General features: G+C 74.9%; 12 protein-coding genes. 8 read left to right on the forward strand and 4 right to left on the reverse strand.

Annotation, left to right across the window (positions count from 1 at the left end; genetic code table 11):
• The 7 genes from OOK34_RS17740 to OOK34_RS17770 all read left to right on the forward strand — a co-directional run bounded on the left by OOK34_RS17740 (position 1) and on the right by OOK34_RS17770 (position 8780).
• A complete protein-coding gene (locus OOK34_RS17740) occupies positions 1 to 1986 on the forward strand; it encodes a GTPase (protein WP_267034838.1) in 1986 nt (661 codons plus the stop codon).
• A gap of 99 nt (positions 1987 to 2085) precedes the next feature.
• The gene (locus OOK34_RS17745; protein WP_267034839.1) at positions 2086 to 2493 is read left to right on the forward strand and encodes a single-stranded DNA-binding protein; all 408 of its coding nucleotides are present in this window, start codon (positions 2086 to 2088) and stop codon (positions 2491 to 2493) included.
• A 275-nt stretch (positions 2494 to 2768) separates the two neighbouring features.
• Positions 2769 to 3929, forward strand: coding sequence for a thioester domain-containing protein (locus OOK34_RS17750; protein ID WP_267034840.1), 1161 nt, complete (start codon positions 2769 to 2771; stop codon positions 3927 to 3929).
• Positions 3930 to 4157: 228 nt separating this feature from the next.
• Complete coding sequence (locus OOK34_RS17755) at positions 4158 to 5825, forward strand: bifunctional phosphatase PAP2/diacylglycerol kinase family protein (RefSeq protein ID WP_267034841.1); 1668 nt, start codon at positions 4158 to 4160, stop codon at positions 5823 to 5825.
• Positions 5826 to 5921: 96 nt separating this feature from the next.
• Positions 5922 to 7586: an energy-dependent translational throttle protein EttA gene (gene ettA / locus OOK34_RS17760; protein ID WP_267034842.1), complete on the forward strand. Its 1665-nt coding sequence runs from the start codon at positions 5922 to 5924 to the stop codon at positions 7584 to 7586.
• Between the two features lie 10 nt (positions 7587 to 7596).
• Positions 7597 to 8064 (forward strand): thioesterase family protein, encoded by a 468-nt coding sequence (locus OOK34_RS17765; RefSeq protein WP_267034843.1) that lies wholly within the window; start codon positions 7597 to 7599, stop codon positions 8062 to 8064.
• Positions 8061 to 8780, forward strand: coding sequence for a hypothetical protein (locus OOK34_RS17770; protein ID WP_267034844.1), 720 nt, complete (start codon positions 8061 to 8063; stop codon positions 8778 to 8780). The genes OOK34_RS17765 and OOK34_RS17770 overlap by 4 nt, the downstream gene beginning before the upstream one ends.
• Positions 8781 to 8796: 16 nt before the next feature.
• Here OOK34_RS17770 and OOK34_RS17775 read toward each other — a convergent pair whose 3' ends face one another.
• Positions 8797 to 9201, reverse strand: coding sequence for a globin (locus tag OOK34_RS17775; protein ID WP_267034845.1), 405 nt, complete (start codon positions 9199 to 9201; stop codon positions 8797 to 8799).
• 144 nt (positions 9202 to 9345) lie between these two features.
• Here OOK34_RS17775 and OOK34_RS17780 point away from each other — a divergent pair, with 144 nt between their 5' ends.
• The gene (locus OOK34_RS17780) at positions 9346 to 10338 is read left to right on the forward strand and encodes a methyltransferase domain-containing protein (RefSeq protein WP_267034846.1); all 993 of its coding nucleotides are present in this window, start codon (positions 9346 to 9348) and stop codon (positions 10336 to 10338) included.
• Between the two features lie 3 nt (positions 10339 to 10341).
• Here OOK34_RS17780 and OOK34_RS17785 read toward each other — a convergent pair whose 3' ends face one another.
• Genes OOK34_RS17785 through OOK34_RS17795 form a run of 3 tightly spaced genes read right to left on the reverse strand, consistent with a single transcriptional unit; the run spans position 10342 to position 14266 of the window.
• The gene (locus OOK34_RS17785; RefSeq protein WP_267036792.1) at positions 10342 to 11328 is read right to left on the reverse strand and encodes an FHA domain-containing protein; all 987 of its coding nucleotides are present in this window, start codon (positions 11326 to 11328) and stop codon (positions 10342 to 10344) included.
• A 46-nt stretch (positions 11329 to 11374) separates the two neighbouring features.
• Positions 11375 to 12694, reverse strand: coding sequence for a VWA domain-containing protein (locus OOK34_RS17790; protein ID WP_267034847.1), 1320 nt, complete (start codon positions 12692 to 12694; stop codon positions 11375 to 11377).
• Positions 12695 to 12733: 39 nt separating this feature from the next.
• Positions 12734 to 14266, reverse strand: coding sequence for a protein phosphatase 2C domain-containing protein (locus OOK34_RS17795; protein WP_267034848.1), 1533 nt, complete (start codon positions 14264 to 14266; stop codon positions 12734 to 12736).
• Between the last annotated feature and the right edge of the window lie 3 nt (positions 14267 to 14269).

Raw genomic sequence — 14269 nt, forward strand, 5'->3', positions numbered from 1 at the left:
GTGACCGCTGTGACCGACCGCGACCACGCCGGCGACCGGTGGGACGACGGGTTCATCGCACGCTCGCGCCACCGGACCACCCGGAAGGGGGGCGCGCGCGGAGGCGGTTCGCGCGGGGGCGGCGACGCCCTCCTCGACGACGCCCTGCTCGACGCCGCGCTCCTCGCCGGGGACTTCGACGACGACGAGGAGGAGGGCGAGGGCGGCGGGGGCAACCGGGGCGACGGAGGCGATGGCGGCGACGGGGGCGACGACGCACTCGTACGGGCCGTCTCCGGCGCCGGGAGCGACGGCGGCAAGGTCCCCGCGCCCCCGCTCAGCCCCGAGGCCCAGGCCCTGCGGATGCGCCTCGACGCCCTGCGCCAGCTGGTCGGACTCTCCCGGACCCGCCTCGACGGCAAGACCCTCGCCGAGGCGGGCCGGGTACTGGACGAGGCCGCCGCACGCCGGGGCCTGTCCCCCCAGCACACGGTCGTCGCCATCGCCGGAGCCACCGGAAGCGGCAAGTCCACCCTCTTCAATTCACTCGCCGGAGTGCAGATCTCCGAGACCGGGCTGCGCCGGCCGACCACCGCCGCCCCCATCGCCTGCAGCTGGTCCGACGGGGCCGCCGGCCTGCTGGACCGGCTGGAGATCCCCGGACGGCTGCGCCGCAGGCCCCGCGAGACCTCGGAGGCCGGGGCGCTGCGCGGGATGGTCCTCGTCGACCTGCCCGACCTGGATTCGGCGGTCGGCGCGCACCGCGACCACGTCGACCGGGTGCTGGCGCTGGTCGACGCCGTGGTGTGGGTGGTGGACCCGGAGAAGTACGCGGACGCCTGCCTGCACGAGCGGTACCTGCGGCCGCTGGCCGGGCACGCCGAGGTGACCTTCGTCGTGCTGAACCAGGTGGACCGGCTGCCCGGCGAAGCCGCCGACCTGGTCCTGGACGACCTGCGGCGGCTGCTGGACGACGACGGGATCGCCCTCGGCGAGCACGACGAGCCGGGGGCCACCGTGCTCGGACTTTCCGCCCTGACGGGTGAAGGGGTCGGGGAACTGCGCGAGCTCCTCGGACAGTTCACCCAGGAGAGGGGCGCCGCGACCCGGCGGATCTCCGCCGATGTCGACCGGGCCGCCGTGCGCCTGCGCCCTCTGTACGTCGCCGACGGGCACTCCGGACCCTCCGGACCCGAGATCGGCGAGGCGGCGCGCGCCGAGTTCGAGGACCGGCTCGCCGAGGCGGTCGGGGCGTACGCGGCCGGGCTCGCCGCCGAGCGGGCCTGGCGGCGCAATGCGGGCAAGGCGTGCGGCACGCCCTGGCTGCGGCTGTGGCGCTGGTACGAGAGCCGGCGCGCCCCCCGCTCGCTCGCGGGCCTGGCCGCCCTGTCGGTGAAGGGCCGCGCCCCCGGGGTGTCCGCCGCCGCGCAGCCCGAGGAGGAGGTGACGGCCCGGCAGCGGGTGGAGCAGGCCGTACGGACCGTCGCGGACGAGGCGGTCGTCGGACTGCCCGACCCCTGGGCGCAGGCCGTACGGGAGACCGCGGTGCGCGGCGCCGAGCGGCTGCCGGAGGCGCTGGACGAGCTGGCGGTCACGCTCGGCGCGGCCGTCGCCGTGCCCGGTGCCAAGCCGCCCCGGCCGGCCTGGTGGCCGGTCGCCGTGCTGGCGCAGGCGGCCATGACGCTGGTGCAGATCTTCGGAGGGCTGTGGCTGGTCGGGCAGATCGTCGGGGTCCTGGATCCGAAGCTGGTGCCGCCCGTGCTGTTCATGGTGGCGGGCATCGTGGGCGGGCCGCTGGTGGAGTGGGCCTGTTCGATCGCGGCCCGGGGACCGGCGCGCCGGTACGGGCAGGACGCCGAACGGCGGCTGCGGCAGGCCGCGGCGGGCTGCGGCCGGGCCCGGGTGCTGGAGCCGGTGGCGGCGGAGCTGCTGCGCTACCGCGAGGTGCGCGAGCAGTACGCGACGGTCGCCGCAGGGGGGACGAAGTTGTCCACAACCCGCCAGTAATCCACAGGCCGGAGCGGCGGGTCCGTGCCTTTGGCCAGCATGGTCGTACCTCGTGCGGATGGTCCGCACGGGTACGGAGTGCGGGGGAGGGCGGCCGGGATGAACGACACCCTGGTGACGCTGGTGGGGCACGTGGCGACGCAGATCGACTTCAAGGAGACGGTGACCGGACCTTCCGCGAGATTCCGCTTCGCGGTGACCCCGAGGTACTTCGACCGGCGCTCGGAGACCTGGACGGATGCCCCCACCAGCTTCTACACGGTCCTTGCGCGCCGGGTGCTGGCGGTCAATCTGGCCAGTTCCGTCTCGGTGGGGGAACCGCTGGTGGTCCACGGGCGTCTGCGGGTCCGGGAGGCCCCGCCCGACGGCGAGGGCGTGCGGTGGTTCTCGGCGGACATCGACGCGATCGCCGTCGGACACGACCTCAACCGCGGAACGGCGGCCTTCCGCAGGGTCGTCAAGACGGACACCCCGCTGATGGGGCCTCAGAAGGCGGCGGTGGTCTGAGTGTTCGAGGAGGCTAGGATTCCCCGGTACTCACGGGCACCTGGGTCTTCGGCCCGAAGGGGAGAACTGTGTCGATTGCTGTTCCCGAGTCCTCCGCATCCTCCGAGTCGTGCGCGCCGGCCACCGCGTCCGCGTGCGGACCGGCCTCCGCGTCCACTGCCCCACCTGCCGCCGGCCCGGCCCGGCCGCAGGTTCCGCTTCCACCCGGTGCCGGTGCCGGTGCCGGTCCTGGTTCCGCGGGTGGGGGTGGGGGTGGGGCTGCGGTACGGGGCTCCGTGCGGCGGCCGCTGGCGGCGGCCCTGCTGGCCGCCGCCCTCACCGCCGCGCCAGGCGCCCGCGCCTCGGCGGACTCCGACCCGGCCGCCGGCCGGGCGGCCGAGGGTGCGCGGGCCGTGCTCGACGGCCTGAAGACGTACGGGCAGGCGGTCCTGCGCGCCGGGGACGGGTCGGTCCGGCAGATCCCGGCCGGGCTGTACGAGATGCGGGTCGACGGCGGCGGCATGCTCCAGACGTACGGGGTCGGGATCGCGGGCTACGCGCAGCCCCAGGCCCGGTACACGGAGAGCGGCTGGGGCGGCAGTCCCCTCGCGGGGAACGCCGAGGCGGGCCGGATCCGCTGGGTGCTGGAGCACTCCTATCCGCAGCACAACGACCTGGCCGGGCTGGCGAAGGCGGCCGGTGCCGGGGCGCTGACGGCGGAGAGCGCGGCGGCCGGGACCCAGGTGGCGATCTGGCGGCTGGCCGACGGGGCGCAGGTGGAGGCCGCCGACCCGGCGGCCGAGCTGCTGGCCGACTACCTCCAGCGGGAGGCGGGCCGGCTGCCGGAGCCGCCGGCCTCGCTGGGGCTGGACCCCGGCCAGGTGTCCGGGCCGCTGACGGGGGCCGTGGGCACCCGGCTGGGTCCGGTCACCGTCCGGACGGGGGCGCAGAGCGTGACCGTCACCCCGGACGCCGCCGCCGTGGCCATGGGGGTGCGGGTGGTGGACGCCGAGGGGCAGCCGCTGACCTCCGCCGCGAACGGCAGCCGGCTGTACTTCGAGGTGCCTGCCGGTACCCCGGACGGGACGGCCTCGGTCACCGTGCACGGCTCCACGAGGGTGCCCGTCGGGCGGGTCTTCACCAGCGGGATCCCGGCCGAGGCGCAGATCGTGGCCGGCTCCAGCGAGTCCGCGGCGGCCGCCACCGCCAGGGCGGTGTGGCCGCAGCCCGCGGCGGCCCCGGCGGGGTCGGTGGGCCAGCTGGCCGGGCCCGCCGAGGTGGTGACGGCCGAGTCCGCCCCGTCCGGGTCGGAGTCCCCGGACGACGAGCGGCTGGCGACCAGCGGCAGCTCCGCCGCCACCCCGGTGATCGCCTCCCTCGCGGTGGGGCTGGTGGTGCTGGGCGGCATGGTGGTCCTGCTGCTGCGCAAGCGGCCGCTGGAGGGGGAGGACGGCTAGGGGGTGTCGTCAAAGTAGCGCCGGTAAGGCCCGCGGCGTCCGGTGCCGTGCATCGCAAGGCGGAGGAGCTCCCGAGTACTGGACGTACTTGGGTGCTCCGACAACGCGGCGAGGTGCGGTGCCGGGCGTCGCGGGCCTGGGGGCACCTCCCAGCGGTAGCTGGGGGAGGGACTTTGACGACAGGGCCTAGGGGTGATTCCGGCCTCCGGCCCGGGGTAGGCGCGGGGAATGGCCGATCAGAAGCTGACCTGGCGGGGCGTGCTCGCGCGGTGGGACCGGCAGCTGTTCGACGCGGTGGCGAGGCGGCACTGGCCCGGGGCCGAACGGGTACTGCCCACCCTCGGGCGGGCCGCGAACCACGGGGTGCTGTGGGGCGGGACCGCCGCGGCGATCACCGTCCTCGGCCCGCCCCGCGCCCGCAGGGCGGCACTGACCGCGGCCGGGTCGCTGGCGCTGGCCTCCGCGACCATCAACACCGTCGGCAAGTGGTCCGTACGCCGCCCCAGGCCGCTGCTGGAGGGGGTGCCCCTGGTGCGGCAGCCGACCGTGCCGCCGTGGACCACCTCGTTCCCGTCCGGGCACTCCGCCTCGGCCGCCGCCTTCACCGCCGGGCTCGCCCTGGAGTCCCCGGGTTGGGGGGCCGCGGTGGCCCCGGTGGCCGCGTCGGTGGCGTTCTCCCGGGTCTACACCGGCGTGCACTACCCGTCCGACGTGGTGGCGGGCGCACTGCTCGGGGTGGCGGCGGGGTTCGTCGTACGGGGCCTCGCGCGCGGCGCCGAGCAGGCGCGGGCCGTCCCGGGCGACGAGCGCCCGGCGGCCGGGGCGCCCGCGCTGCCGGACGGGGCCGGGCTGACGGTCGTGGCGAACACCGCGTCGGGTACCGCCCCGGGCGCGGGGCTCGACGTCCTGCGCGAACGGCTGCCGAAGGCGGAGCTCGTGGAGTGCGGGGGGAGCGGGCTGGAGGCCGCGCTGGCGGCGGCGGCCGCCCGGGCCGCCGTGCTCGGGGTGTACGGGGGCGACGGCACGGTCAACGCCGCCGCGACCGCCGCCCTGCGGGCCGGGGTGCCGCTGGCGGTGTTCCCCGGGGGCACGCTGAACCACTTCGCGCTGGACCTCGGCCTCGCCGGCCCGCAGGACACCTGCCGCGCCCTTGCCGCCGGCCACGCGGTCCGCGTCTCCGTAGGCCGCTTCACCCCGGGTCCCGCCCCAGCCCCCGCCTCCGGACGGAGCTCTGCCCCGGGCCCCGCCCCAGCTGCCGCCCCGGCCTCGGGCACGGGCCCCCGCCCCGCCCCTGACCTCGCCCGAGACCCCGGTTCTGCCGCAGGGTCTGCCTCCGCTCCGGGCCCGGCCGCCGCCTCGGGCCCCGCCCCGGGGTCCGCCCCAGCTCCCGCCTCGGGGGCCGGCTCGGGGTACTTCCTGAACAACTTCAGCATCGGCGCCTATCCCGAGCTGCTGCGCCACCGGCTGCGCTGGGCGCCGCGCATCGGCGGCGGGCCCGCCGCGCTGCTGGCGGCCTGGCGGGTGCTGCGCGCCGAGCGCCCCGTCCGGCTCACGCTGGCCGGCCGGTCCCGCAGCGTCTGGCTCCTCTTCGCCGGCAACGGCACCTACCAGGGCTCCGCCCCCACCCCCCGCCGCCGCGCCGGGCTCGGCGAGGGCCTGCTCGACCTGCGCCTGGTCCACGGCGGCGGCCGCCCCGGCCCCCGCCTCCTCGCCGCCGCCCTCGCCGGACCGCTGACCCGCTCCCCGGTGCACGTGGCGACCCGGCTGCGCGGACTGCGCATCGGGGAGATCCCGCCGGGCACCCCCTTCGCCTACGACGGCGAGTACGCCCGGGCCCCGCGAGCCCTGGTCCTGGACGTGCTGCCCGACGCCCTCACCGTCTACCGACCCCGCTGACGGGCCGTGCCCGCGCGGTACTCGTTTCCCCCCGGGGATGGACGTACGGCAGTATGGGGTGTATCTGCCCACCATCGATCTGCCGGACGGTTTCTCTTGGCTGAGTTCATCTACACCATGCGCAAGACGCGCAAGGCTCACGGCGACAAGGTGATCCTCGACGACGTCTTCCTGAACTTCCTGCCGGGAGCGAAGATCGGTGTGGTCGGCCCGAACGGCGCCGGTAAGTCCACCGTTCTGAAGATCATGGCGGGTCTGGAGCACCCCTCCAACGGTGAGGCGTACCTGTCTCCCGGCTACTCCGTCGGCATCCTCATGCAGGAGCCCAAGCTCGACGAGTCCAAGACCGTCCTGGCGAACGTCGAGGACGGCGTCGCCGAGATCAAGGGCAAGCTCAACCGGTTCAACGCGATCGCCGAGGAAATGGCGACGAACTACACCGACGAGCTGATGGAGGAGATGGGCAAGCTCCAGGACGACCTGGACCACGCCAACGCGTGGGACCTCGACGCCCAGCTCGAGCAGGCCATGGACGCCCTGGGCTGCCCGCCCGGCGACTGGGCCGTCACCAACCTCTCCGGTGGTGAGAAGCGTCGCGTGGCCCTCTGCAAGCTGCTGCTGGAGGCCCCCGACCTGCTGCTCCTCGACGAGCCCACCAACCACCTCGACGCCGAGTCGGTGAACTGGCTGGAGCAGCACCTGGCCCAGTACAAGGGCGCCGTCGTGGCCGTCACCCACGACCGGTACTTCCTCGACAACGTCGCCGAGTGGATCCTCGAGCTCGACCGCGGCCGCGCCCACCCCTACGAGGGCAACTACTCCACCTACCTGGAGAAGAAGTCCGAGCGCCTCAAGGTCGAGGGCAAGAAGGACGAGAAGCGCGCCAAGCGCCTCAAGGAAGAGCTGGAGTGGGTCCGCTCCAACGCCAAGGGCCGCCAGGCGAAGTCCAAGGCCCGTCTCGCTCGCTACGAGGAGATGGCGGCCGAGGCCGACAAGATGCGCAAGCTCGACTTCGAGGAGATCCAGATCCCGCCGGGCCCGCGCCTGGGCTCGATCGTGGTCGAGGTCAACAACCTCTCCAAGGCGTTCGGCGACAAGGTCCTCATCGACGACCTGTCCTTCACGCTGCCGCGCAACGGCATCGTCGGCATCATCGGCCCGAACGGCGCCGGCAAGACCACGCTCTTCAAGATGATCCAGGGCCTCGAGACCCCGGACTCCGGCGAGATCAAGGTCGGCGAGACCGTCAAGATCTCGTACGTGGACCAGGGCCGCGCCAACATCGACCCCAAGAAGAGCCTCTGGGCGGTCGTGTCGGACGAGCTGGACTACATCAACGTCGGCCAGGTCGAGATGCCGTCCCGCGCGTACGTCAGCGCCTTCGGCTTCAAGGGCCCGGACCAGCAGAAGGCGGCCGGTGTGCTCTCCGGTGGTGAGCGCAACCGCCTGAACCTCGCGCTCACCCTCAAGCAGGGCGGCAACCTGCTGCTCCTCGACGAGCCCACCAACGACCTCGACGTCGAGACCCTGGGCTCCCTCGAGAACGCGCTGCTGGAGTTCCCCGGTGCGGCCGTGGTCGTCTCCCACGACCGCTGGTTCCTGGACCGGGTCGCCACGCACATCCTGGCGTACGAGGGCGACTCCAAGTGGTTCTGGTTCGAGGGCAACTTCGAGTCCTACGAGAAGAACAAGGTCGAGCGGCTCGGCCCGGACGCCACCCGTCCGCACCGCGCCACCTACAAGAAGCTCACCCGGGGCTAGGTCGAGGACCATGGCCAGACACCACTACCGGTGCCCCCTCCGCTGGGCGGACATGGATGCCTTCGGGCACGTCAACAACGTCGTCTTCCTCCGCTACCTGGAGGAGGCGCGCATCGACTTCATGTTCCGCCTGGCGCCGGGGGAGGGCAGCGATTCCTTCACGGGCGGCTCCGTCGTGGCCCGCCACGAGATCGACTACAAGCTGCCCCTGGTGCACCGCCACGAGCCGGTGCTCATCGAATCCTGGGTGACCCGGATAGGCGCCGCGTCCCTGACCATCCGCTACGAGGTCAAGGACGAGGCGACCGAGGACGCGCCGGAGACCGTCTACGTCCGTGCCGAGACGGTCGTCGTGCCCTACAACCTCGCCGAGGGGCGGCCCCGCCGCATCACGGCCGAGGAACGGCACTTCCTGGAGAAGTACCTCGACACGCCCGAGAACACGCCCGCGGCGGCCGAAGGGCGCCTCGCGGCATGAGTGAACAGCTGCGCTTCGCCGACTCCGGGGAGGCGGCGGACCTCGCCGCCTTCCTGGGCCGGCTGGTGCACTACGACCGCGCCGCCGCGGTCCGCCTGCAGGCCGGGGCGGGCGGCGGCGCGCTCGCGGTCTTCGGACGGCCGCCCTCCTTCGAGGTCCTGGCCATCCGTACGGTGCGCCTCGCCGGGCCCCTCGCGACCCCGCTGGACCTCACGGTCTCGGCGGGCGAGCTGTTGGAGGCCGTCGACGAGAGCGGCGCCGGGGTCCTCGTACCCGGGCCCGTCACCGGCCCGCCCTGGGCCGGGGTCCTGCCGCCCCGCGGCGGCTGGCAGCCCGTGCCCGGACTGCCCGGCTCCGAGGCGGTACGGGCGGCCGTGGCCGCCGCCGTGGCCGAGTTCCGGGCCCGCGACGAGGCCCTGCCCCCGCAGCACCGGACCCGCTCCGAGCGGGACCGCATCGGCCGCGAGATCTGGTCGCGGACCCTGGGCGACACCGAACTGCCGCTGCGCGCCGTGCACGCCGCGCAGTCCCTGGGCTTCCTGCGGCCGATACGCTCCACCGTGCCGGCCGGCGCGTCCGGCCCCGGCGAGCCCGCCCCGGTGGCCCTCTTCGCCTCCGGCGGGTGGCTGCGCCTGAGCACCCCGTACGGGTCCGTCGCCACGCGACGCCCCGGCGGCACCGGAGGGCTGGGCGCCCTCCAGGTACGGCCGGTCTAGGCAGTAGCCGGCCCGGCTATCCGGCCGTGTTGATCATCGAGGCGGCCGCGTAGGTCAGGTACCGCCACAGCTGCGCCTCGTGCTCCGGCGCCAGGCCCAGCTCGTCCACCGCCACGCGCATGTGGCCCAGCCACGCGTCGTGCGCGGCGGCGTCCACCTGGAACGGCGCGTGCCGCATCCGCAGGCGCGGGTGCCCCCGGTGCTCGCTGTACGTCGTCGGGCCGCCCCAGTACTGCATCAGGAACAGCGCGAACCGCTCCTCGGCGGGCCCGAGGTCCTCCTCCGGGTACATCGGGCGCAGCAGCGGGTCCCCCGCGACCCCCTGGTAGAAGCGGTGGACCAGACGGCGGAAGGTCTCCTCGCCGCCCACCTGCTCGTAGAAGGTCGTCTCCTGAACCGTGCTCTGCGGATCGTCATTCACCCGACCATCGTCTCAGACGCCCGGACGGAGGACCCCGGTCCTAGGACTCCCGGCCGCAGCCCGGGCCGCAGTTCCGGCCGCGGCTCCGGCCGGGGCCCCGGCCGAGAGGTCGCACCCGGGGGCGGCCCGCAGCACAGTGGAGACATGGGCACGGCGAAGGCGAAGGAAAAGGACCTGCGGGAGACCGCCCACGCCGCCCAGGTACGGGAACTCACCGCCGCCGGCGTACTGGAGGACCCGGCCTGGCGGGCGGCCTTCACCGCCGTGCCCCGGCACCTGTTCGTGCCCTACTTCTGGACCGGACGCGGAGCCGGGCACGAGCGGCTCTGGGCCGAGGACCCGGACCCCGAGCAGCGGGCCCGCTGGCTGCGCGGGGTGTACGCGGACACCCCGCTCGCCACCAGGCTGCGCGACGGCGAGCTGGTCTCCTCCAGCAGCCAGCCCTCCCTGATGGCGAAGATGCTGGCGGCGCTGGAGGTGCGCGACGGGGACAACGTGCTGGAGATCGGCGCGGGCACCGGCTACAACGCGGCCCTGCTCTGCCACCGGCTCGGTGCGGACCTCGTCACCACGGTGGACCTGGACGAGGAGATCACCGAGTCGGCGCGGGCCCATCTGGCGCTGCTCGGCTACCGGCCCGCCGTGGTCACCGGGGACGGGGCGCGCGGCTGCCCGGGCCGGGCCCCCTTCGACCGGATCCTGGTGACCTGCACCCTGCCGCTGATCCCCTACGCCTGGCTCGGCCAGTGCCGGCCGGGGGCGCGGATCCTGGCCCCGCTGTCGACCGGGCTGATCGGGCTCACCGTCCGCGACGCCGGTTTCGCGGAGGGCCGCTTCCTGCACACCCCCGCCTACTTCGTCCCCCTGCGCGGGGCCACGGCCGCGCCGGGACCCCCCGGGGCGACGGGGCCGCCGCACGGGGTTCCGTACGAACTGGTGGAGAACGAGCGCTTCCAGTTCCTGCTGATCCTGACCGCGGGCGTACTGCATCCGCGCGAGGCCCTGGACCTGTGGCGCGGTGAGGGCCGGCCGTCGCGCGAGCGGTTCGGCGTCACGGTCACGGCGGAGGGGCAGTGGGCCTGGCTCGACGATCCCCAGGGGCCCTACGTGTGGCCCCTGGGGGAGGAGAGCGGCTAGCCGCTAGCCCCTGCGGACGGTGATGGTGGTCCAGGCGCCGACGTGGACGCGGTCGCCGTCGGTGAGGGGGACCGGGACGTACGGCTGGATGGGCTCCGCGCCGCCGTTGATGGTGGTGCCGTTGGTGGAGTTCTGGTCGACCACCGCCCAGCTCAGGTCGGGCTGCTGGACGAGCACCGCGTGCTGGTGGGAGACGCCCGGGTCCTCCGGGGGCACCGACAGGTCGATGTCGGGGGACTCGCCCGTGGAGGCGCGGCGGCGGCCGATGGTGATCTGGCCGCCGGAGAGCGGAAGGTGCTGTTCCGGGGAGTACGCGGGCAGGTTGAGCCCGGCGGCCTCGGGACCGCTGCGCTGCATCATCGCCATGAAGTACGAGCGGTCGGGGCCGATCGTCGCGGTCCAGGAGACGCCGCCGTTCTGGGGCGGGAAGGGCTGCTGGTACTCCGGCTGAGACGGCGGCGGTTGCTGCCGGTACTCCTCCTGCCGGTACTCCTCCTGCGGGTAATCCTGCCGCTGGTGCGCCGCCAGCTGGGGCTGGACGGGCTGCCGGGATGCTGCGGGCTGCTCCTGCGCGGGCGGTTGCAGCAGCCAGTCGTCCTCGCCCTGGAGCGGCTCGGCCGGGCGGTTGACCCGCGAGGGGCGCGAGCCCTGGTACTCGAAGTGGTCCTGGGAGAACACCGGCTGGGGCGGGGCCGGCGGCGGGGGCGGCACGGTGCCCGCGCCCGGGCCGGACTCCGCGGCGGGCGGCACGTACGGGGTCGCCGTACGGGTGAGGAAGTTGTACCGGCACTCCTCGCAGAACGGGGCCATGGCCTCGCGCGGGGTCCGGCACTGCGGGCACAGTTCGGCCTGGGCGGTCGGCTCGCCGCCGGTGGGAGGGTAGCCGTAGGAGGGCGGCCCGGGGGTGCCCGCAGGGGCGGCCATGCGGTGGCCGCAGACCTCGCACCAGTCGTCGGAGGCGGACTGGTGGCCGTTCGGGCAGGTCGGCATCGCGGCGGCTCCCCCTTCTCCCTGCGTCATCGCGTCAGGCTTCTTCTCAGGTCTTCTTCACTCGGACGGTCTGCGTCGAACGCGTTTCAAGGGTCATTTCGTCGGCATCGGCGACCTTCGCCTTCAGCCGCACAGTACCCGCCGCCGCGTCCACGACATCCACCACCTTCGCCAGCAGTTTGGCTGTGTCGGCGTTGCCGGAGGCGCTCGCCAGCTGCACGGCACGGCCCAGTTTCGCCGTGGCGCCGTCGACATCACCCATTTTGCGGGCTTCCAGCCCCTGTTGGATAGCCTGCGCGAGTTCGGCCTGTCCCGTGTAGTGCGCCACCTGCGGGCTGATGGCGGTCGAGGCCGCCAGGTCGTCGGTCCACACCGCCCGGACCAGCCCCTGCGCGAGCGGCGGCCGCGGTTCGCCCGCCGGCCCGGGCAGGACGAGGGAGGCCCGGGCGGCCAGCATCTCCTGGCCCACCGAGGCGCCCGGCACCCGTACGCACACGTGGTATTCGCGGGACTCGTCGCCCCAGGAACCGGTCGGGTAGTCCCCGGCGCGGGGGCCCGCCCCGGTACGGCGGGCGGTCAGGTCCTGGAGGGTGGGCGAGACCTGCTTGACGTACTGGATCTCCACGCCGACCGGCGTCCACAGGCGCAGCGCGACGTCCGCGACCTCCTTGCCCATGACCTTCTCCATCATGCGCGTGAAGTCCCCGGCGAGATGGGCCGGATCGGCGACGATGTCGGCGGAGCCGAGCAGCGCGCTCGCGATCCCGGTCACCTCCTTCACCTCCCAGTCGGTGCCCACCCCGCGCGCGTCGCAGGTGAAGCGGCCCGCGGAGGCCTCGAGGGTGGCGCGCAGCACGGCCGGGTCCTCGTGCTCGTTGCGGCCGTCGGTGAGCAGGATGCCGTGCCGGATCGTGGCCGGGGACCGGCGCAGCAGGCCGTCGGCGAGCCGCAGCCAGGTCCCGATGGCCGTGCCGCCGCCGGAACGCAGGCCCCGCAGGGCCTCCTTGGCCTGGGCGCGGGTGGCCGGGCCGGCGGTGGCGAGGCCGCCCTGGCCGGGGTAGACCTCCCTGGCCTCGTGGGTACCGGCGATCACGGCGAAGGCCGTGCCGTCGCGCAGGGTGTCGATCGCGGCGGCGGTGGCCTCGCGGGCGCCGCGCATCTTGTCCGGCGGGTACTCCATGGAACCGGAGCAGTCGACCATGATCACGACGGCCGCGTCCCGGCCGAGCGCGTGCGTGGCGGTGGCTCCGCCGGTGGAGGTCACCGTAACGATGGCGTGCACGTCACGCCCGCCCTCGGGCAGGAACTCGTTCTGGTACACCTCCACGCTGAAGCGCGGGGCACTCGGCTTGGCGAAGTTCGCCATCGGTGGGACTCCTCCTCCGGGCTGGCTGGGGCGGGCGGCTCAGGCCCGGGGGCGGGCCTGCGGTTCCGCTTCGGCTTCCGTTCCGGCTTCCGTTCCGGTTTCCGCGGGGGCTTGCGGCTGCGCCTGCTCCGGGGTGCTGAAGGGCACGACGGCGACGGTGACGTTGTCGTGCCCGCCCCCGTCGAGGGCGTGCCCCACCAGGACCTGCGCGCTGTGCAGCGGGCGGGCGGCGGCGTCCACGGGCAGGACCCGGGCCATCTCCCGCGCGGACTCGGCGTAGTTCCACAGGCCGTCGGTGCAGACGACGACCACGCCGGGGTGGTCCGGTCTGAAGCTGGCGGTGTGCGGTTCGAGGTCGTACGCGTCGGCCCCGAGCCAGCCGGTGATGGCGTGGGCGCGGACGTCGGCGTAGGCCTCGGCCTCGCCCATCAGGCCCGCCGCGACCATCTGGGCGGCCCAGGAGTCGTCCTCGGTGAGGCGGCGGGGCAGCGCGCCGCGGTCGTCGGGCACCCAGTAGGCGCGGCTGTCGCCGACCCATCCGATGGTCAGCACACCGCTGCTGACGACGGCTCCGACCAGGGTGCAGGCGGGGGCGTTCTGCGCGCCGGGGGTCTCCGGGGCGAGGGCGTTCACGGCGGCGGACGCGGCGAGGATCGCCTCGTGCATGGCCTCCGCCGGGTGCGCGCCGTGGGGGAGGGCCTCGAGCAGTGCCTCGTTGGCGGCGGCGGCCGCTGCGGCCGACGCCTCGTCGGGGCGGCTGGCGGAGGAGACGCCGTCGCAGACGATGGCGACGGTGGCGGCGGAGCCGTCGGGCAGGGCGGTGGCCGACACCGCGAAGGAGTCCTCGTTGCGGTGGTGGCGCAGGCCGCGGTCGCTGACGGCGGCGACGCTGCAGAGCTCCTCTTCCAGGTGGTCTCGCTCGCGGGGCTGCGCGTGGCCGCAGTGCTCGCAGTACCCGTCGGTGTCCACGTGCCCGGCGCGGCAGGCGACGCAGGTCTTGCCGTCGCCCTGCGGCTCACCCTGCGGGGCGGCGCCGTACGGGTCCGGGTCCTCGTGCCCGGCACCGGCACCGGCGGCGCCCCAGGGGGTCCCCTCGGAGGGCGTCCCGGTGCCGCCGGCGCTTCCGGGCGGGTCATGGCGGGTGGCGCCCGCGCCGTACGGGGCCTCCTGCGGGTCACCCTGCGGGGCACCGCCGTACGGGTCCTCGTGCCCGGCACCGGCCGAGTCCCAGGGGGCTGCGCCCCGGCCCGGCTCGGCCTCGCCCTCCCACCCGGGCGCGGGCACCCCGTAGCCCGGGGCCTCCGAGCCGGCCGGCCCCACGGCGGAGTACGCGGCGCCGACCGGGGCGGGCGCGACCGGGGCCGCGGCGACCGGGGCCGGGGCGGGGTACGCCGCCGGCTCGTCCGCGGCCCGGCCCACGGCCCCCGGGGTGGGGGTGACCGGGAGGGTCGGGGTGGGATCCGCGGGAGGGGGCGCGGAGGAGAGGGCGTATCCGCATACGCCGCAGAAACGGTCACCCTCCTCGAGGGGCTCCGCGCAGCTGGGGCAGCCCGACGGCCGATGCATCGACATCAC

This window comes from Streptomyces sp. NBC_00091 (genome assembly GCF_026343185.1).
GTDB lineage: Bacteria > Actinomycetota > Actinomycetes > Streptomycetales > Streptomycetaceae > Streptomyces.

Bases quoted from the DNA above. Each gene is read 5' to 3' on its own strand.
- OOK34_RS17745 (WP_267034839.1), top strand. From the start codon at position 2,086: ATGAACGACACCCTGGTGACGCTGGTGGGGCACGTGGCGACGCAGATC.
- OOK34_RS17755 (WP_267034841.1), top strand. From the start codon at position 4,158: ATGGCCGATCAGAAGCTGACCTGGCGGGGCGTGCTCGCGCGGTGGGAC.
- OOK34_RS17790 (WP_267034847.1), bottom strand. From the start codon at position 12,694: ATGGCGAACTTCGCCAAGCCGAGTGCCCCGCGCTTCAGCGTGGAGGTG.
- OOK34_RS17795 (WP_267034848.1), bottom strand. From the start codon at position 14,266: ATGTCGATGCATCGGCCGTCGGGCTGCCCCAGCTGCGCGGAGCCCCTC.
- OOK34_RS17780 (WP_267034846.1), top strand. From the start codon at position 9,346: ATGGGCACGGCGAAGGCGAAGGAAAAGGACCTGCGGGAGACCGCCCAC.
- OOK34_RS17765 (WP_267034843.1), top strand. From the start codon at position 7,597: ATGGCCAGACACCACTACCGGTGCCCCCTCCGCTGGGCGGACATGGAT.
- OOK34_RS17785 (WP_267036792.1), bottom strand. From the start codon at position 11,328: ATGCCGACCTGCCCGAACGGCCACCAGTCCGCCTCCGACGACTGGTGC.
- OOK34_RS17770 (WP_267034844.1), top strand. From the start codon at position 8,061: ATGAGTGAACAGCTGCGCTTCGCCGACTCCGGGGAGGCGGCGGACCTC.